16 protein-coding genes are annotated in these 17,986 nt (G+C 71.8%); 10 read left to right on the forward strand and 6 right to left on the reverse strand.

Features of this window, described 5'->3' with window-relative positions:
* The 7 genes from nuoI to GA0070617_RS02580 all read left to right on the forward strand — a co-directional run bounded on the left by nuoI (position 1) and on the right by GA0070617_RS02580 (position 8,237).
* The gene (nuoI, locus tag GA0070617_RS02550) at positions 1-642 is read left to right on the forward strand and encodes an NADH-quinone oxidoreductase subunit NuoI (RefSeq protein ID WP_091433455.1); all 642 of its coding nucleotides are present in this window, start codon (positions 1-3) and stop codon (positions 640-642) included.
* The gene (locus GA0070617_RS02555; RefSeq protein ID WP_091433457.1) at positions 639-1,403 is read left to right on the forward strand and encodes an NADH-quinone oxidoreductase subunit J; all 765 of its coding nucleotides are present in this window, start codon (positions 639-641) and stop codon (positions 1,401-1,403) included. Before nuoI ends, GA0070617_RS02555 begins: the two co-directional genes overlap by 4 nt.
* A gap of 40 nt (positions 1,404-1,443) precedes the next feature.
* Entirely contained in the window at positions 1,444-1,761 is a 318-nt protein-coding gene (gene nuoK / locus GA0070617_RS02560) for an NADH-quinone oxidoreductase subunit NuoK (protein WP_091433459.1), read from the forward strand.
* A 12-nt stretch (positions 1,762-1,773) separates the two neighbouring features.
* Positions 1,774-3,735, forward strand: a complete 1,962-nt coding sequence (gene nuoL / locus GA0070617_RS02565) for an NADH-quinone oxidoreductase subunit L (RefSeq protein ID WP_091433461.1) — start codon at positions 1,774-1,776, stop codon at positions 3,733-3,735.
* 64 nt (positions 3,736-3,799) lie between these two features.
* Positions 3,800-5,332: an NADH-quinone oxidoreductase subunit M gene (locus tag GA0070617_RS02570; protein ID WP_091433463.1), complete on the forward strand. Its 1,533-nt coding sequence runs from the start codon at positions 3,800-3,802 to the stop codon at positions 5,330-5,332.
* A 52-nt stretch (positions 5,333-5,384) separates the two neighbouring features.
* Positions 5,385-6,962, forward strand: a complete 1,578-nt coding sequence (gene nuoN / locus GA0070617_RS02575; protein WP_091433465.1) for an NADH-quinone oxidoreductase subunit NuoN — start codon at positions 5,385-5,387, stop codon at positions 6,960-6,962.
* A gap of 189 nt (positions 6,963-7,151) precedes the next feature.
* Positions 7,152-8,237 (forward strand): polyprenyl synthetase family protein, encoded by a 1,086-nt coding sequence (locus GA0070617_RS02580; protein WP_091433467.1) that lies wholly within the window; start codon positions 7,152-7,154, stop codon positions 8,235-8,237.
* A gap of 28 nt (positions 8,238-8,265) precedes the next feature.
* On the opposite strand, the gene GA0070617_RS02585 is transcribed toward GA0070617_RS02580, so the two are convergent.
* The gene (locus GA0070617_RS02585; protein ID WP_091433469.1) at positions 8,266-9,459 is read right to left on the reverse strand and encodes an MFS transporter; all 1,194 of its coding nucleotides are present in this window, start codon (positions 9,457-9,459) and stop codon (positions 8,266-8,268) included.
* Between the two features lie 154 nt (positions 9,460-9,613).
* Between GA0070617_RS02585 and GA0070617_RS02590 the strand changes: the two genes are divergently transcribed.
* Complete coding sequence (locus tag GA0070617_RS02590) at positions 9,614-10,396, forward strand: IclR family transcriptional regulator (RefSeq protein ID WP_091433471.1); 783 nt, start codon at positions 9,614-9,616, stop codon at positions 10,394-10,396.
* Positions 10,397-10,455: 59 nt separating this feature from the next.
* On the opposite strand, the gene GA0070617_RS02595 is transcribed toward GA0070617_RS02590, so the two are convergent.
* Positions 10,456-12,591 carry a PhoX family protein gene (locus tag GA0070617_RS02595; protein ID WP_091433473.1) on the reverse strand — a complete coding sequence of 712 codons (2,136 nt, stop codon included), beginning with the start codon at positions 12,589-12,591 and terminating at the stop codon, positions 10,456-10,458.
* A gap of 223 nt (positions 12,592-12,814) precedes the next feature.
* On the opposite strand from GA0070617_RS02595, the gene GA0070617_RS02600 reads away from it, so the two are divergent.
* Together GA0070617_RS02600 and GA0070617_RS02605 are read left to right on the forward strand one after the other, a co-directional pair.
* Positions 12,815-13,330, forward strand: a complete 516-nt coding sequence (locus GA0070617_RS02600) for a sigma-70 family RNA polymerase sigma factor (RefSeq protein ID WP_175440720.1) — start codon at positions 12,815-12,817, stop codon at positions 13,328-13,330.
* Entirely contained in the window at positions 13,327-14,013 is a 687-nt protein-coding gene (locus tag GA0070617_RS02605; protein ID WP_091433478.1) for an anti-sigma factor family protein, read from the forward strand. Before GA0070617_RS02600 ends, GA0070617_RS02605 begins: the two co-directional genes overlap by 4 nt.
* Here GA0070617_RS02605 and rarD read toward each other — a convergent pair.
* From rarD to eccE, 4 genes are all read right to left on the reverse strand, one after another.
* A complete protein-coding gene (rarD, locus tag GA0070617_RS02610; protein ID WP_091433480.1) occupies positions 13,998-14,978 on the reverse strand; it encodes an EamA family transporter RarD in 981 nt (326 codons plus the stop codon). The two genes, GA0070617_RS02605 and rarD, sit on opposite strands and share 16 nt — an antisense overlap.
* A 17-nt stretch (positions 14,979-14,995) precedes the next feature.
* The gene (locus GA0070617_RS02615; protein WP_091433483.1) at positions 14,996-15,463 is read right to left on the reverse strand and encodes a GNAT family N-acetyltransferase; all 468 of its coding nucleotides are present in this window, start codon (positions 15,461-15,463) and stop codon (positions 14,996-14,998) included.
* A gap of 126 nt (positions 15,464-15,589) precedes the next feature.
* Positions 15,590-15,976, reverse strand: coding sequence for a phage holin family protein (locus tag GA0070617_RS02620; protein ID WP_091445782.1), 387 nt, complete (start codon positions 15,974-15,976; stop codon positions 15,590-15,592).
* A 68-nt stretch (positions 15,977-16,044) separates the two neighbouring features.
* Positions 16,045-17,922, reverse strand: a complete 1,878-nt coding sequence (eccE, locus tag GA0070617_RS02625) for a type VII secretion protein EccE (RefSeq protein WP_229688543.1) — start codon at positions 17,920-17,922, stop codon at positions 16,045-16,047.
* Positions 17,923-17,986: the final 64 nt, after the last annotated feature.

The raw sequence follows: 17,986 nt of genomic DNA on the forward strand, positions 1-17,986 counted from the left end.
GTGGGCGCGATTACCGGAACGTTCAAGGGCTTCGGGGTCACCTTCTCGCACATGTTCAGGAAGGTCGTCACCACCGACTACCCCTTCAAGCCGCCGACCCCGGCGCCGCGCTACCACGGGCGGCACATCCTGAACCGGCACCCGGACGGCCTGGAAAAGTGCATCGGCTGCGAGCTGTGCGCCTGGGCCTGCCCGGCGGACGCGATCTACGTCGAGGGTGGCGACAACACCGACGAGCAGCGCTTCTCGCCCGGTGAGCGGTACGCCAGCATCTACCAGATCAACTACGCCCGGTGCATCTTCTGCGGGCTCTGCATCGAGGCCTGCCCGACCCGTTCGCTGACGATGAGCAACGAGTACGAGCTGGCCCGGGACAACCGGCAGGATCTGATCTTCACCAAGGAGCAGCTGCTCGCACCCCTGCTGGAGGGGATGGAGCAGCCGCCGCACCCGATGCGCCTCGGTGACAGCGAGAAGGACTACTACGTCGGCGCGCTCACCAACCCGGGCACCTCGGCCGGCGCGGAGACCTCGCCGATGGGCCCGGGACGGTACCGGGTCGAGGAGCACCCGGGAGTCACCTTCCCCGGTGCCGAGCAGGCCGCCGACCGCGCCCAGGCGGCAAAGGGAGAGAAGGCATGACCGCACAGACGGCGCTCGCCGCGTCGGTCTCCGGCGGCGAGGCGGTGACCTTCTGGATCCTCGCCCCGCTGGCGCTGCTCGGCGCGTTCGGCATGGTGCTCGCCCGCAACGCGGTGCACTCCGCGCTCTGGCTGGTGCTGACCATGCTCTGCCTGGGCATCTTCTACGTGCTCCAGGCCGGCCCGTTCATCGGGATGACGCAGATCATCGTCTACACCGGCGCGATCATGATGCTCTTCCTCTTCGTGCTGATGCTTGTCGGTCGGGAGTCCTCCGACTCGCTGATCGAGGTGCTGCGCGGCCAGCGGGTCGCCGCGATCGGGCTGGGCCTCGGGTTCGCGCTGCTGCTCGGCAGCGGGGTGTACCGGGCCACCGAGGGCGGCACCCCGGTCGGGCTGGAGGAGGCCAACGCCGGTGGCAACGTGCAGGCCATCGCCCGGCTGCTCTACACCGACTACGTCTTCGCCTTCGAGCTGACGGCCGCGCTGCTGATCACCGCCACCATCGGCGGGATGCTCCTGGCCCACCTGGAACGGCGCAAGGAGGACCGGCGCGACCAGGTGGCCACCATGAAGTCCCGCTTCGCGCCGGGCAACTACCCCGGCCCGAAGCCCGGCCCGGGCGTCTTCGCCACCTCGTCCTCGGTGGCCACCCCGGCCCGCCTGCCGGACGGCCGGCTGAGCGACCGGAGCACCCCGGACATCCTCCCGGTGCGCGAACTGACCGCCGAGGAGACCACGCTGAAGGGGACCGAGAAGTGAGCGTGCGCCCCGCACTCGCCAACGGAAGGGCTGTCCGGTAATGGAAGGCTTCTTTTCGGTCGAGCCGAACTACTACCTGGTGCTCTCCGCGGTGCTGTTCACCATCGGCGCGGTCGGGGTGCTCATCCGGCGCAACGCGATCGTGCTGTTCATGTGCGTCGAACTGATGCTGAACGCCGCCAACCTCGCACTGGTCACCTTCAGCCGGATCAACGGTGACCTGAACGGCCAGATCATGGCGTTCTTCGTGATGGTGGTGGCGGCGGCCGAGGTCGTGATCGGTCTCGCGATCATCATGGCGATCTTCCGGACCCGTCGCTCGGCCAGCGTCGACGATGCCAACCTGCTCAAGTACTAAGAGGGGCCAGCGGTGGAGCAAATTCTGACGTACGCCCAGGCCGCGCCGGCCGGGACCGTCGCCTACGCTCCGGCGGACGGACTGCTCGGCAGCGTCTGGCTGCTGGTGGCGATTCCGCTGGTCAGCGCGGCGATCCTGCTGCTGCTCGGCCGGCGGGCCGATCGCTGGGGACACTGGCTCGGGGTGGCGGCCATCGGTGCCGCGTTCGTGCTCGGGCTCACCGCCTTCCTCCAGCTGCGGGGCCTGGAGAACAAGTCGGTCGAGCTGAGCCTCTGGGAGTTCCTGGCGGTCGGCGAGTTCCGGGTGGACTTCGGTCTGCTCTTCGACCCGCTCGCCGCGGTCTTCGTCCTCCTGATCACCGGCGTCGGCTTCCTGATCCACCTGTACGCGGTGGAGTACATGGCGCACGACGAGGGCCGGCGACGGTTCTTCGCGTACTTCAACCTGTTCGTCGCCGCCATGCTGCTGCTGGTGCTCGGCAACAACTACGTGATGCTCTACTTCGGCTGGGAGGGCGTCGGTCTGGCGTCGTACCTGCTGATCTCCTTCTGGACCGAGCGGCCCGCCGCCGCGACGGCCGGCAAGAAGGCGTTCCTGATGAACCGGGTGGGCGACGCCGGTCTGGCCATCGCCATCTTCATCATGTTCGCCACCCTCGGCACCACGCAGTACGACGAGGTCTTCAACGGCGTCGGCAGCCTGACCGCCACCACCGTGCTGGTGATGGGTCTGCTGCTGCTGCTCGGCGCGGCCGGCAAGTCCGGTCAGTTCCCGCTGCAGGCCTGGCTGCCGGACGCGATGGAGGGCCCGACCCCGGTCTCCGCCCTGATCCACGCGGCCACCATGGTCACCGCCGGCGTCTACCTGATCGCCCGCTCCAACCCGGTCTTCTCGGCCAACTCGACGCTGCAGCTCGTGGTGGTGAGCGTCGGCGCGCTGACCCTGCTGATCGGCTGTGTGATCGGCGCGGCCAAGGACGACATCAAGCGGGTGCTTGCCTGGTCCACGGTCAGCCAGATCGGCTACATGTTCCTCGGCGTCGGGCTCGGCGGTGGGGCGTACGCGCTGGCCATCGTGCACCTGCTGGCGCACGGCTTCTTCAAGGCCAACATGTTCCTCGGTGCCGGCTCGGTCATGCACGGCATGAACGACCAGGTCGACATCCGCCGCTTCGGCGGTCTGTCGAAGTACATGAAGGTCACCTGGCTGACCTTCATGATGGGCTGGCTGGCCATCATCGGCATGTTCCCGTTCTCCGGCTACTTCTCCAAGGAGCCGATCATCGCGGCGGCCTTCGAGCGGGAGGGCTGGACGGCCTGGCTCTTCGGCGGGGCGGCGGTGCTCGGTGCCGGGCTGACGGCGTTCTACATGACCCGGCTCTTCGTGCTCACCTTCCACGGCCCCAAGCGGTGGACCGAGGACATCGAGCACCCGCACGAGTCGCCGAAGCTGATGACCATCCCGCTGATCCTGCTGGCGGTCGGCTCGGTAGGCGCCGGTTTCCTGCTCGCCACCTCGGTACCGGACTGGCTGACCGCCACCGCCGGACTGGGTGCCGTCGAGGAGGAGGCGCACAGCGCGGTCCTCTCGCACACCGCGGTCACGGTGATCTCGCTGCTGGTCACCGCGCTCGGTGCCGGGCTGGCCTGGTTCCTGTTCCGCGCCGGCACGGCCACCACGCCGCAGCCGGCCGGGGTCCTGGTCACCGCCGCCCGGCGGAACCTCTACACCGACACGGTCAACGAGGCGGTCTTCGAGAAGCCGGGCATCTTCCTCACCCGGGCGCTTGTCTACCTCGACAACCGGGGCATCGACGGGCTGGTCAACGGGCTCGCGGCCGGTGTCGGTGGCACCTCGGCCCGACTGCGGCGACTGCAGACCGGCTTCGTCCGGTCGTACGCGACGTCCATCCTCGCCGGTGCGCTGCTGGTGGTGGCGGCGTTCCTGGCCGTGCAGGCGGGGTGGTTGGCGTGATCGACCTGAACACGACCGGCCCCGCCGGCGGACCACGCATCCACGACGGAGGTAAGGCCGCATAATGTCCAACTTCCCGTTCCTCTCGGTGCTGACCGTGGCGCCGCTGGTGGGTGCCCTGGTCGTGGCGCTGCTGCCGCGCAGCCGGCCGGTCCTGGCCAAGCAGGTGGCGCTGGGCTGGTCGCTGCTGGTGCTGGTGCTCTCGGTGGTCATGTGGGTCACCTTCCAGGTCGACGGCGACCGGTTCCAGTTCCGCGAGTCGTACCCGTGGATCCCGAACTGGGGGGTCAGCTTCACCTTCGCCGCCGACGGCATCGCGCTGGTGATGCTGATGCTGATCGCGATCCTGGTGCCGCTGGTGATCCTCGCCTCCTGGCACGACGCCGAGGCGTCGAAGCGCTCGATCCCGGTCTACTTCGCCCTGCTGCTGGTCCTGGAAAGCACCATGATCGGCGTCTTCGCCGCCGCCGACGTGTTCCTGTTCTACGTGTTCTTCGAGGTCATGCTGGTGCCGATGTACTTCCTGATCGGCAGCTACGGCGGCCACCAGCGGCAGTACGCGGCGGTGAAGTTCTTCCTCTACTCGCTGGTCGGCGGCCTCTTCATGCTGGCCGCGGTGATCGGCCTCTGGGTGGTCGGCGGCAAGACCTTCGACTGGCAAACGCTGAGCCAGGTGGACATCTCCACCGGCACCGAGCGCTGGCTCTTCCTGGGCTTCTTCGTCGCGTTCGCGATCAAGGCACCGTTCTTCCCGTTCCACACCTGGCTGCCCGACGCCGGTGGGGCCGCCCCGGCCGGGGCCGCCGCGCTGCTGGTGGGGGTCCTGGACAAGGTGGGCACCTTCGGCATCCTGCGGTACTGCCTGCCGCTCTTCCCGGACGCGGCCAAGTGGTTCGCCCCGTACGCGCTGGCGCTGGGCGTGATCGGCATCATCTACGCCGCGCTGCTGGCGATCGGACAGAACGACCTCAAGCGGCTGGTGGCGTACACCTCGATCGCGCACTTCGGGTTCATCGGGGTCGGCATCTTCGCCTTCACCACCCAGGCCGGCACCGGTGCGGTGCTGTACATGCTCAACCACGGGCTCGCCACCGGCCTGCTCTTCCTGGTGGTGGGGATGCTGGTGACCCGGCGCGGCTCGGCCCTGATCACCGACTTCGGTGGGGCCGGCAAGCTGGTGCCGCTGCTGGCCGGGGTGCTCTTCTTCGCCGGTCTGGCCTCGCTCGCGCTGCCCGGCACCGCGCCGTTCGTCTCCGAGTTCCTGGTGCTGATCGGCACCTTCACGGTGAACAAGCCGGTCGCGGTGATCGCCACGCTGGGCATCATCCTGGCCGCCGCGTACGTGCTCTGGATGGTGCAGCGCACCACGCAGGGCACCCTCAACCCGGCGCTGACCGAGGTCGAGGGGATGCGCAAGGACCTCAACCTGCGGGAGAAGGTAGTCGTCGCCCCGCTGATCGCGCTGATCATCGTGCTCGGGTTCTACCCGAAGCCGGTGACCGACGTGATCAACCCCGCCGTCCAGGCGACCATGAACGACATCGGCAGGACCGACCCCGCACCGACGGTCGGCGGCGTCCAGGAGGCCTCCCGGTGAGCGTGCGGACCGAGCTGGCGAGCTCCGCAGTCGCGGATGAAAGGACTGCCCGATGAACGAGCTCACGCTGCCGTCGATCGACTACACGGCGCTGGCTCCGATCCTGATCCTGCTGGGCGCTGCCGTGCTCGGCGTACTGGTCGAGGCCTTCGTGCCCCGGCGGGCCCGGCACACCACCCAGCTGGTGCTGGCGCTGCTGTCGGTGCTGGCCGCGCTGGTGATGGTGGTCCGCAACGCCGACCTGCGGATCATCGGTAACGCCGACGACCGGGTCATCACCATCGGCGGCGTGATCGCCGTGGACGGGCCGACCCTCTTCCTCCAGGGCACCATCCTGGTGTTGGCGGCGATGGCGCTGCTGCTGATCGGCGAGCGCGCGGTGGAGCGGGGCGGTGCCTTCGTCGCCCAGGCCGCCATCACCGCCGAGTCGCCCGAGGACCGGCAGCAGGCGGAGCGCAGCAACGGGGCCACCGAGGTGTACCCGCTGACCACGTTCGCCATCGCCGGCATGATGATCTTCGTGGCCGCGAACGACCTGCTGACCATGTTCATCGCGCTGGAGGTCTTCTCGCTGCCGCTCTACCTGCTCTGCGCGCTGGCCCGTCGCCGGCGCCTGCTGAGCCAGGAAGCGGCGATGAAGTACTTCCTGCTCGGCGCGTACGCCTCGGCGTTCTTCCTGTTCGGTCTCGCCCTGGTGTACGGCTTCACCGCCGGCATCCCCGGCCGGCCGGCCGGCGTCGACTTCGCCACCATCAACGCGGCGGTCAGCGAGTCGCCGGCCAGCGACGTGCTGCTCTTCGCCGGGATGGCGCTGGTCTCGATCGGCCTGCTGTTCAAGGCGGCGGCGGCCCCGTTCCACGTCTGGACGCCGGACGTCTACCAGGGCGCGCCGACGCCGGTCACCGGCTTCATGGCCGCCTGCACCAAGGTCGCCGCGTTCGGGGCCCTGCTGCGGGTCTTCCACGTGGCCTTCGCCGACGCCGCCTGGGACTTCACCCCGGTCATCGGGGCCATCGCGGTGCTGACCATGCTGGTCGGCGCGGTGCTGGCGGTCACCCAGACCGACATCAAGCGGCTGCTGGCGTACTCGTCGATCGCCAACGCCGGATACCTGCTGGTCGGGGTGCTCGCCCCGAGCCGGGAGGGGCTCTCCGGCACGATGTTCTACCTGGCCGCGTACGGCTTCTCGGTGCTGGCCGCGTTCGCCGTGGTGACCCTGGTCCGGGACGCCGACGGGGAGGCCACCCACCTGTCCCGCTGGGCCGGGTTGGGCCGTCGTTCGCCGTTCTACGCGTCGATCTTCACCTTCATCCTGCTGGCCTTCGCCGGTATCCCGCTCACCAGCGGCTTCACCAGCAAGTTCGCGGTCTTCGGCCCGGCGCTGGAGGCCGACCAGGCCTGGCTGGTGATCGCCGGTGTGCTGACCAGCATGGTGCTGGCCTTCCCGTACCTGCGGGTCGTGGTGATGATGTGGCTCTCCGAGCCGGGTGAGTCCACCCCCACGGTGACCGTGCCGGGCGGCCTGACCTCGGCGGCGCTCGCGATCGGCGTGGTCGCCACCCTGGTCCTCGGGGTGGCCCCCGGGCCGCTGCTCGACCTGGCCACCGGGGCGGCCGAGTTCGTCAGGTAGCCGACGACCGCACGACGGCGGGGTCGCCTGCGCTTCGGCGCGGCGGCCCCGCCGCTGTGTTGCGGCTTGTCGCGGCGGCGGGGCCGCTGCGCGTGCGCGGGCTGTCGCGGCGGCCCCGCCGCTGCGTCGGGGCTGCGTCGCGGGCCACGGTGGGGCTCCCCCGACCAGAGCAGGTGGCCCGGGTGTGGCATGGTTGGACACGTGGTGAATCCGGCTGGCGAGCGTTCAGGTGCCACCGGCTCCGGCGGTCGTCGGAGCCGGTCGAGCACGAGTCAGTTCGGCACGCTCGGCCTGCACATCGCCGATCCCCGCGTCGAGAGCTCCGTGCTGGGGCTGCTCGACTCCGTCGAGGCCGACCTGCGCTCCAGCGTGGCCAGCGCCGACCCGTTCGTCACCGAGGCCGCCCGGCATCTGGTGGAGGCCGGGGGCAAGCGGTTCCGGCCGCTACTGGTGGCCCTGGGCGCGCAGTTCGGTGACCCGGCGGGCCCCCAGGTGGTGCCGGCGGCCGTGGTGATGGAGCTCACCCACCTGGCCACGCTCTACCACGACGACGTGATGGACGAGGCCGCCGTGCGGCGGGGCGCGCCCAGCGCCAACTCCCGCTGGACCAACTCGGTGGCCATCCTCGTCGGTGACTACCTCTTCGCCCGGGCCGCCGACATCGCCGCCGACCTCGGCCCCGAGGCGGTACGCCTGCAGGCGCGCACCTTCGCCCGGCTGGTGCAGGGTCAGATCGCCGAGACCGTGGGGCCCCGGGCCGGTGACGACCCGGTGGAGCACTACCTGCGGGTCATCGCCGACAAGACGGGTTCCCTGATCGCCACCTCCGCGCGCTTCGGCGGCATGTTCGGCGGCGCGGCCCAGGAGCACGTCGAGGCCCTGGCCGGGTACGGCGAGACCGTCGGGGTGGCCTTCCAGCTCTCCGACGACCTGCTGGACATCGCCAGCGAGTCCACCCAGTCGGGCAAGACCCCCGGCACCGACCTGCGCGAGGGGGTCCCCACGCTGCCGGTGCTCTACGCGCTGGCGGCCGACGACTCCGACGCCGCCTCGGTGCGGCTGCGGGAGATCCTGGCCACCGGTGCGCTGAGCGACGACGCCCTGCACGCCGAGGCGCTCGGCCTGCTCCGGGAGAGCCCGGCGTTGAAGCGGGCCCGGGAGACGGTCCGCAGCTACGCCGAGGACGCCCGGGCCCGGTTGGCCCCGTTGCCGCAGTCGCCGGCCCGGCACGCGCTGGAGTCCCTCTGCGACTTCGTCGCCGACCGCACCAGCTGAGCCCGGCACGGCTCAGCGGGCTGGCAGTTCAGCGGGCTGGCGGAGGGCCCGTGGCCGGGGTGCGTAGCAGGCGGTGGGCGGCGAGCATGAGGGCGGCGGCCAGCAGCATGGTCAACGCGGCACCGGTCCACATGGCCGGATAGTCGATCCGGCTGGCCAGGGCGCCCAGCGCCAGCGGGCCGAGGCAGCCGCCCGCGTACACGCCGGTCTGGGTTATCGAGGTGGCGGCGGCCGGGGCCGTCGGGTGCAGCCGGACCACCGCGAAGTTCATCAGCCCCGGCCAGGCCCAGCCCAGGCCGAAGCCGAGCACCACGCCCACCACCAGCGGCACCGGGCCGTCCACCGTGAGCAGGCCCAGCCCAACCCCGCCGACCAGCAACATCCCGGCGATCACCGCGAGCTGGCCGTTGGCCCGCCGGTCGGCGAGCCAGCCCGCCCCGACCCGGGCGGCCACGCAGACCGCGCTGCCCAACGTCAGGGTCAGCCCGGCCAGCCCCGGGGCGAGGCCCCGGGACACCGAGGCGTCGACGACGAAGGTGCCCAGCGAGTTGGCCGCCCCGGCGGCCAGGGTGGCGGCCACCCCGACGACGACCAGCCCGGCGGTGGCCCGGCCGGCCCGACTCGCGGCCGGGCGCCGGTCCGGTGCGCCCTCCGACGCGCCGACGGCGGGCAGCACGGTCAGCGCCGCGGTGGCGGCGACCACGAACGCCCAACGCCAACCGGCGGTCAACGCGATCGTCGGCACCGCCGCGCCGGCCAGCAGGGTGGAGAGCGGAATGGCGGCCTGCTTCACCCCGAAGGAGAGCCCCTGCCGGTGGCCGGGCACGTGCCGGGCCAGGGTGGCGTTGCTGGCGATCTGGCCGAGGGCGTTCGCGGCGGCGCTGAGCCCGAGCAGGGCGACCAGCACCGGGTACGACCGGGCGAGCAGCGCGATGGCCAGCAGCGCGGCGGCGGAGAGCAGGATGCCGCAGCGGGCCACCACGGCCGGACCGTACCGTCCGACCAGCGCGCCGGACGGTACCGAGGCCAGCGCGCTGATGCCGAAGTACACCGACACGGCCAGGCCCAGGCCGGCAGGGGAGAAGCCGAGTTCGTCGCCCATCTGCACGGCGAGACCACCGACCAGGAAGACCGGGAGTACGCAGGCGATCGTGACGGAGACGGCGACGGCGTTGGCCCGGACCGGGTGGGTGGGCGTGGGGCGGAGGGCGGTGTCGGACATGATCCGCTCAACCTACGCGAACGACTCTCACGACACGGATCGTCGTGGGCGGAGTACGCGCTGTGGAGCATGATCTGGCATCCTCGACCCGTACAGGCGTTTCGCAGCGAGCCGGTTTTTCATATGGTGTAAGTCCCCGGCGACGGAGGTGGTTGTGCGCGACCCCCTGGCGGAGCCTTCGGACCTCATCCGGAGTGTGTCCCGCGCGCTACGAGTGCTCGAAGCGGTCGGCCGTGCCCCGCGCGGGTTGACCGTCAAGCAGATCGCCCGGCGCTGCGAGCTGACCGTGGCGACCACGTACCACCTTGTCCGCACCCTCGCCTACGAGGGGTACGTGATCCGCCGCGAGGACGGCACGTACATCGTCGGGTTGGAGATCGCCGACCGGTACCGCGAGCTGGTGACCGCGTTCCGGGGCCCGCCGGCGGTGGGCGAGTGCCTGCGCCGCGCCGCCGTGGACAGCGGGTACAGCCACTACCTGGGACGGTTCGTGGGCGGCCAGGTGGCGATCACCGCGGTCGCCGAGGGACACCGCTCGCCGTACCTGGAGGACCTGGTCCCCGGGTTCGACGAGGGGGCGCACGCCACCGCGCTCGGCAAGGCGCTGCTGGCCACCCTCACCACCGAGCAGCGCCAGCGTTACCTGCGGGAGTACGGCATGCGCCCGTTCACCACCGCCACCCTGACCAGCCCGGAGGCGTTCGAGTCCGACGTGGCCGCCGGTGACCGGCGGGGCATGCAGCTGGAGTTGGGACAGTTCCGTCAGGGGGTGGCCTGCGCCGCGGTGCTGGTCGCCCCGGACAAGGACATGGAACGCCGGGTGGTGCTGGCCTGCGCGCTGCCGGCGAGCGAGATGATGACCTCCGCCCGGGTGGTACGGGCCAAGCTGCTGACCGTGGCCCGCACCATCGCCGACGGCCTGATCCTCGAACCCTAGGTGTAAGGAAGGGCCCCCTGTTATCGCTTTCTGTTGTACAGGGGACCCTTCCTTACACCTCAGGTGCCGATCGGGGCGCCGTCGAGCCGCCAGGCGACCACCACGCCCGGCTTGGCGATGTCGCCGTCCGGCCAGTTCGACGCCGGGTTCTCGACCGACGCGCCGGTCAGCTCGCCCGGGTGCTGGACGGCGACGAAGACCGAGCGGTTGTCGGCGGTGATGAACGGGCCACAGGTCTCCGCGCCGACCGGCACGGTCAGGAACTGCTTGAGGTGACCCCGCTCCGGGCCCTCCACCGGCGTGGCGAAGAGGCCGTCGTTGCTGCCCAGCGCGTTGCCGTCGGTGGAGATCCAGAGATTGCCGGCGGCGTCGAAGGCGACGTTGTCCGGGCAGGAGACCGGTGACACCTTGGTCTTGTCGTACCCGGCGAAGTAGGTCGACGGGTCGGCCGGGTCGCCGCAGACGATCGGCAGCGACCAGGCGAAGGCCTCGGCGGTGTTGTCACCCGAGTCCTCGACCAGCTCCAGGATCTGGCCGTGCCGGTTGGCGTTGCGCGGGTTGGCCTCGTCCGCCGCCGGCCTACCCGCCGCGCCCCGCTCGCTGTTGTTGGTAAGTGCGACGTACACCTTGCCGGTACGCAGACTCGGCTCGACGTCCTCCGGCCGGTCCATCTTGGTCGCACCCACCTGGTCACCGGCGAACCGGGTGAAGGTGAGCACCTCGGCGGCGGTCATCCCGGGCACGTACGAGCGGTCGCCGCTTACCAGCTTGATCCAGCTGCCCCGGCCGTCGAACGCCCCGTCGGCGGGGAGCCTGCCGGAGCCGTCGATCTCGGCGGCGCTGGTCTGGTCCAGTTTGGCCACGTAGAGGGTGCCGGACTCCAGCAGCGACAGGTTGTGCTGGCGGGCCGCCCACGAGTCGCCCGTGCGGTACTTCTTCTCGCTGACGAACTTGTAGAGGTAGTCGAAGCGCTCGTCGTCACCCAGGTACGCCACCACGTGCCCGTCGCGGGCGACGATCACGTTCGCGCCCTCGTGCTTGAACCGGCCCAGCGCGGTGTGCTTTCGCGGCCGGCGCTCCGGGTCGAACGGGTCGATCTCGACGATCCAGCCGAACCGGTTCGCCTCGTTCGGGTGTTTGGCCAGGTCGAAGCGCTCGTCTGCCCGTTCCCACCGGCGGCTGCCGCTGGGGTACCGGGCGGTGGTGGAGATGCCGTACCGGGCCAGCTTGGGCTTCACCTCGTCGGCCACCGCGTCGCCGCCGACGAAGTACTGGTTGAAGTTCTCCTCGCCGGAGAGCACGGTGCCCCACGGGGTGACGCCCCCGGCGCAGTTGTTCAGGGTGCCGATCACCACCCGGCCCCGTGGGTCGGCGGCGGTCTTCAGGAAGGCGGAGCCGGCGGCCGGTCCGGTCAGGTCGAACCTGGTGCCGTGCGCGGTGACCCGCCGGTTGTACGGCCGCCGGCCGGTGCGTACCACCTGCCACTGCCCGGTCCCGTCGACCCGCTCGATCTCCACCACGGACATGCCGTGCGCGGCCATCGCCACCCGCACCTGCTCCACCGAGAGGGCGTCCTGGCTGGTGAAGCCGGGGAACATCAGGTCCTCGTTGGTGTACTCGTGGTTGACCACGAGCAGGGCCCGCCGGCCCTGCCGGTCCAGCGGGAGCACCCCGACGTAGTCGTTGTTGTAGCCGAACTGCTTGGCCTGCCGGGCGGCGGTCTGCCGGTGCAGGTCGAACCCGGGGCCGTCGGGGACCACCGGGTCACCCCAGCGGATCACCACCGAGTGGTCGTACCCGTTCGGCACGACCAGGGTGTCCAGCTTGTTCGGCGGGATCGCCTTGAAGGTCAGCGCACCGCTGCCGGTGCCGCGCTGCGGGGCGGCGAAGTCGCTGATCTCCGGTACGGCCGGCACCGTCGGCGGGCCGGCCGCATCCGGCGCGGCGGCGGCCGGGGCCGCGCCGGATGCGACGGCACCACCGAAACCGAGGACCAGCGCGCCGACCGCACCGGCCCGGACCACGCCCCGCCGGGAGACCTCGGCATCGACCAGATCACCGAAGTACGGGTTGTCGGACCGGTTGGGCACCGGGTGGTCACAGGCGTTGCCGCAGCGGTACAGGCAGGTCATCGGGGACCGGCTGCCGTGGCGGTGGGTGGTCAACAGTGGGAGCAGCCGGGGGCGGTCGCTCATGGGAGAAGCCTCCTGGTCAGGGGGGAGAGGCGCGGCGGAGCACCGTCCGGCGCGTACCGGCGGGACGTTTCCAGCCGGTGGTGAGCGCCCGTCGGCCTCGACGTGAATCAGATGTGAACACCTTTGTCACGCCATCGGGCTGAGCTGGGCTGAACCGATCGCGGTGCCGGGACGTACTTCCCGGAGAACGCACCGCCGGACGCGCCGGAGCGAGGAGACCGCCATCAGCGACCACGAAGCACATCTGCTCCGCGCGCTGCACGACGAACACGCGGAGGCACTCTTCGCGCACTCGCTGCGACTGGTCAACGGAGACCGGCAGCGGGCCGAGGACCTCGTCCAGGAGACCCTGCTCCGGGCCTGGCGGCATCCGGAGTCACTGGACCCCAGGCGGGGATCGGTGCGCGCCTGGCTGTTCACCACCGCCCGGAACCTGGCAATCGATGCCTGGCGGCGGCGCTCCAGCCGGGTCGGCGAGGTCTACCCGGACGAACTGCCCGAACCGCCACCGGCGGTCGACGAGACGGAGCGTGCGGTGGAGGCCTGGACGGTCGCCGAGGCGCTGAACCGGCTCAGCCCGACCCACCGTGAGGTGCTGGTCGAGTGCTTCTACCAGGGGCGGTCGGTGACCGAGGCCGCCTCCCGGCTGGGGGTGCCACCGGGGACGGTGAAGTCCCGCACCCACTACGCGCTTCGTTCACTGCGGTTGGTCCTGGCCGAGATGGGGGTGACCGGATGACCGGTTGCGAGTTCGCGTTCGACGACGGCGCGTACGTGCTGGGTGCCCTGCCGCCGGGCGAACGCGCGACCTACGAGCGGCACCTGTCGACCTGCCCGGCCTGCCGGGAGTCGGTGGCCGAGATCGCCGTCCTGCCGGGCCTGCTCAGCCGGCTCGACCCGAACGCCCTGGACCAGTTCCTGCCCCCGCCGACGGAGCCCTCCCGGGTGCCTTCGCTGCTGGACACCGCGAGTCGGCGACGGCGCGGCGAGCGCCGCCGCAACCGCTGGCGGTACGCCGGCGTCGGGCTGGCCGCCGCGGCCCTGGCCCTGGTGGTCGGCGTCGGGGCGGCGAACGTGCTGTCGGAGCCTGCCGGGCCGCCGGAGGTCCGGATGGTGGCGATGCAGCCGGTGGCGGGCACGGTGCCGGTCTCCGCCGAGGTCGGGCTGACCGCCAAGGGCTGGGGCACCGAGGTCGCCATGCGGTGCGGGTACGACCAGAACGCCGGCCACGGCAAGGCGTTCACCTTCCGGCTGGTGGCGTACGGCCCGGACGGCGCGAAGGAGCAGATCGGCTCCTGGCTCGCCGCTCCCGGCGACGACCTGCGGCTGACCGGCGCCACCCGGTTCACCGGGGCGGAGCTGGTCCGACTGGAGCTGCTCCGCGCCGACGGGACCCCGGTGCTGGGCTACGACATCCGCTGAGGCTGCCCGACGGTGACGTCCACCGGCCCGTCGACGGTCACCACGGGCTGGTCGCCGGCGGTGGACCGGTCGGCGACGGGCCCGCTGGGCCGACGTCGGGCGTGCCGTACCGCGTCCACGGTGAAGGCGATCAGCGCCACCCAGACCAGCACGAAACCGGCCAGCCGGGCCGGTGGCATCGGCTCGTGGAAGATCAGCACCCCGACGCCGAGCTGCAGGATCGGGGCGAGGTACTGCAGCAGGCCGAGGGTGGTCATCGGCAGCCGGTTGGCCGCGCCGGCGAAGAGCAGCAGCGGGATGGCGGTGATCACGCCGGCCAGCACCAGCAGCGTGGTGTGCCCGACGGAGACCTGCCCCAGGGTCAGCTGCCCGCCCCAGGCCAGCCAGCCCAGGTAGGCCAGCGCGGGCAGGGTCAGCGCCGCCGACTCGACAAGCAGCCCCTCTGCGGCCGGCAGGCCGAGCCGCTTCTTGACCAGGCCGTACCCGGCGAAGCTGCCGGCCAGCAGCAGTGCCAGGTAGGGCAGCCGGCCGTAGTCGACGGTGAGCACCACCACGGCCAGCGTGCCGAGACCGAGCGCCACCCACTGGGCGAGCCGCAGCCGCTCGCCGAGCGAGGTGACCCCGAGCAGCACCGCCACCAGCGGGGTGATGAAGTACCCCAGGGCGGTCTCCACCACCCGCTCGGTGTCGACACCGTAGATGTAGGTGCCCCAGTTGACCGCGATCAGCACCGCCGCCAGGAAGATCCCGGCCAGGGTACGCGGCCGGTGCAGCAGCGACCGGAGGAAGCCGAGGTTGCGCAGGGCGGCCAGCAGGAGCGCGACGAAGAGCGTCGACCAGACGATCCGGTGGGCGAGGACCTCCAGCGGCCCGGTCGGGCGCAGTAGTCGCCAGTAGAGCGGGAAGAAACCCCAGCAGAAGTACGCGGCGACACCGTACAGGTAGCCCAGGCGGAGCTCGGTCACCTCGTCACCGTAAGGGGTCAGGCCGGCTTTTGCGCCTTTCCGGTGACCGGCTTCACCCGCTGGTCGTACTCCATCCAGTGCGCGGGGTTCACCGGGTCGAAGCCCAGCTTGGCGTACACCCCGTGGGCGTCGAGGGTGGCCAGCACGATCCGGCGTACGCCGAGGTCGGACAGGTGGTCGCGAACCGCGCCGGCCAGCCAGCTGCCCAGCCCGCGACCCCGCTCGGCCCGGTCCACGTAGACGTCGCAGAGCCAGGCGAAGGTGGCGTGGTCGGTGACCACCCGGGCCACCGCGACCTGGCGGTGGTCCCCCGGGCGGTACACGCCGAACCCCAGCGAGCCGGCGAACGCCCGCTCGACGAGGTCCCGGTCCCGCCCGAGGGCCCAGTACGCGTCGGTGCTGAGCCACCGGTGCACCAGATCCAGATCGATGCGCTGCGGATCGGCGCTGAACAGGTAGCCGTCGGCTCGACTCGACTCGATCACCCAGGCACGCTAACCGACCTAGTCCTTACCGGTCGCGTTATTTCCCGGCCGGCTGCGGTCGAGGACCGCGGACCAGCCGCCGTCGACGCGCGGGGGATCAGTCGCGATCGAGGATCGCGCGGGGGATCAGTCGCGGTCGAGGATCGCGCCCAGGATCCAGGTCACGACGCCGACGAAGAGCGCGCCCAGTACCGACGCGGGCCAGAAGTTCGCCACCTCGAAGGGCAGTCCGGCCTGGCCGGCGAGCCAGCCGGTCAGCAGGAAGAGCAGGCCGTTGACCACGATGGCGATCAGGCCGAGAGTCAACAGGTAGAACCCGCAGCCGACCACCTTGATGATCGGTTGGAGCACCGCGTTGACCACACCGAAGATGACCGAAACGAGCAGTACGGTGACGACCGTCTCGGTGGTCGAGGCCGACTCCAGCTCGATGCCCGGGATCAGCAGGGTCGCCAACCAGAACGCCAGCGCCGTGGACGCCAGCCGGATCAGAAGACCTTTCAGGGAATCCATGGCCGCGATGGTGCCACGGAGCTGCGAGTTTGCCGAGTCGCGCGCACCGTCGGGCGGTTGGGCCGCGGTCACCGTCGGGCGGGTGGTCCGATCAGCTGGGCCTCGATCGGGGTCGGGGAGAGCAGCGCCCAGCGCAGGGCGCGCCGGTTCACCACCGCCACCATGTCGTGGCGGATCCGGGTCAGCCAGTCCGCCGATCCGCCGAGCCCCAGCGCGGTGCCGGCCAGGGTCGCCTCGCCGGGGCCCAGTGGTTGCAGGACGGCCAGGTCGGCCCGACCGAGCAGATCCGCGTCGGCCGGGGTCAGCTCGTCGCGTACCACCAGGGTGGTCTGCCAGGCCGGTGCGGGCGTGCGGTCGACCGGTACCGGCCCGGCGTCGATCACCACCAGCGACGGACGCAGCGGTGAGCCGGCCACCCCGTCAACCGACCGGCCGGGCGGCAGCAGGGGGATCGTGCCACCCGGCGAGCCCACCGCCCGGACGAACGGCTCCCACAACCGGGGGCGGGCCGTCCGCACCACCACCCGGGCACCGAGCGCCATCGCCCGCAGCACCACCAGCTGCGCGCCCCGGATCCCACCGACCAGCACGATGCGGGTGTGTTCGGCCCGGAAGACGCGTACCGTCACCGCGCCGCCGTGCCGGTTGGCGCCCACCATCAGGCCCGCGTCGTCGAGAGTCGGCGCCAACCGGCCGGCGTCGGGCCCGCCGCTGGCCGCGCTGCCATGGTTCCGGCCGCTGGCCGTCCCGCCGTCGGTCCGGTGGTTGGCCGTCCTGACGCCGGGCAGCGCCAGCGGGAGCGTCCCGGCCAGCCCGGTCAGGTGCTCGCCGTCGAGCCGGTCGACCGCACCGCCGAGCGCGTCGACCAGGCGTCGCAGCGCCTGCGCGGCCACCGTGAGCTCGGCCGGCGTCCACCCGGCCAGGCGTACGGTCAGCTCGGTCGATGCCGTGGTGACCCCGGGGTGCGGGCCGGCGCAGAGCGACACGGTGCACGCCGTGGCGGGCAGCGCGAGCAACCGGGGCACCAGGTGGCCGCCGCCGTCGGCGGGCGGGTCCGGCCACCGGCGCAACCGGAAGGTGGCCTGCGTCAGCGGTCCGGTGTGCACCGCCGACCAGCTCTCCCGCGTCGACAGCTCACCCTCGTGGTGGGCGTACTCCCCGAGCAACCGCAGCGTGGCCTGCGGGCCGAGCGGACGGGCGGTCACCGGCTGGAACCGACGGACGAGCCGGCGGACCACCCCGGACAGTGCCCGCCGTAGCTGCTGGTCGGACCAGCCGTCGGTCCGCAGCACCCGGACCACCAGCACCGCCCGTGCCTGCGCCGGCAGCCGCCCGTCGGTGAGCTGCCGGTACGAGGTGGCCACCGTGCCCCCGCCCGCGTCGGTGGCCGGCGCGGGCACGCCGGTGAGCAGGAGCTGGATCCGTACCGGAGGGTTGTCGGCGGTGGCCGGGGGCAGCAGGTCCGGCGGTACGGGCAGCGGTCGGGGACCGTCGGCGAACAGGTCCGTCGGATCGCCCAGTTCGAGCAGGGTGGCCAGGCCGGTGGCGTCGTCCACCACGGCCGCCGGGCCCCCGGCCAGCTCGGCCGGCCGGACCGTGGCGCCGGGGGAGACCAGGTCCAGCAGGGCGGTCGGGCCCGCCGTCGGGTTCAGGGCGCGGCGGCGGCCCAGGTAGCTCAGCCCCACACCCAGCCACTCGAAGAGCCACCGGCCGCGCAGCCGCCACCAGGTGCCGGGCAGCAGCGCCGCGGTCAGCGTCAACGCGACCGCCATCGGCAGGGTCCCCCGGCCCAGGGCGGCGACCGGCAGGGCCACCGCCAGTTGGGTGGCGACGAGCTGACCGGCGCGTACCCCGGCCGGGCGACGCGGGCCGGTGGAGATCCACTGTGGTGGTAGGGGCTGTCTGGCGGCTGTCCGGGCGGGCGGGCCGGTCGTGGTGGTCGTCACCGGGTCGCCTCCTCCGCCGATCGTCTCGTCTCCGGTGGTGCGGTCATCGTAGGGGCCGGAACCC

It is taken from the genome of Micromonospora yangpuensis (assembly GCF_900091615.1).
Lineage (GTDB): Bacteria > Actinomycetota > Actinomycetes > Mycobacteriales > Micromonosporaceae > Micromonospora > Micromonospora yangpuensis.

Coding starts and splice junctions, on each gene's coding strand:
- GA0070617_RS02570 (WP_091433463.1), top strand. CDS start 3,800: ATGTCCAACTTCCCGTTCCTCTCGGTGCTGACCGTGGCGCCGCTGGTG.
- nuoN (WP_091433465.1), top strand. CDS start 5,385: ATGAACGAGCTCACGCTGCCGTCGATCGACTACACGGCGCTGGCTCCG.
- GA0070617_RS02605 (WP_091433478.1), top strand. CDS start 13,327: ATGACCGGTTGCGAGTTCGCGTTCGACGACGGCGCGTACGTGCTGGGT.
- GA0070617_RS02620 (WP_091445782.1), bottom strand. CDS start 15,976: ATGGATTCCCTGAAAGGTCTTCTGATCCGGCTGGCGTCCACGGCGCTG.
- GA0070617_RS02555 (WP_091433457.1), top strand. CDS start 639: ATGACCGCACAGACGGCGCTCGCCGCGTCGGTCTCCGGCGGCGAGGCG.
- nuoK (WP_091433459.1), top strand. CDS start 1,444: ATGGAAGGCTTCTTTTCGGTCGAGCCGAACTACTACCTGGTGCTCTCC.
- GA0070617_RS02595 (WP_091433473.1), bottom strand. CDS start 12,591: ATGAGCGACCGCCCCCGGCTGCTCCCACTGTTGACCACCCACCGCCAC.
- GA0070617_RS02580 (WP_091433467.1), top strand. CDS start 7,152: ATGGTTGGACACGTGGTGAATCCGGCTGGCGAGCGTTCAGGTGCCACC.
- GA0070617_RS02585 (WP_091433469.1), bottom strand. CDS start 9,459: ATGTCCGACACCGCCCTCCGCCCCACGCCCACCCACCCGGTCCGGGCC.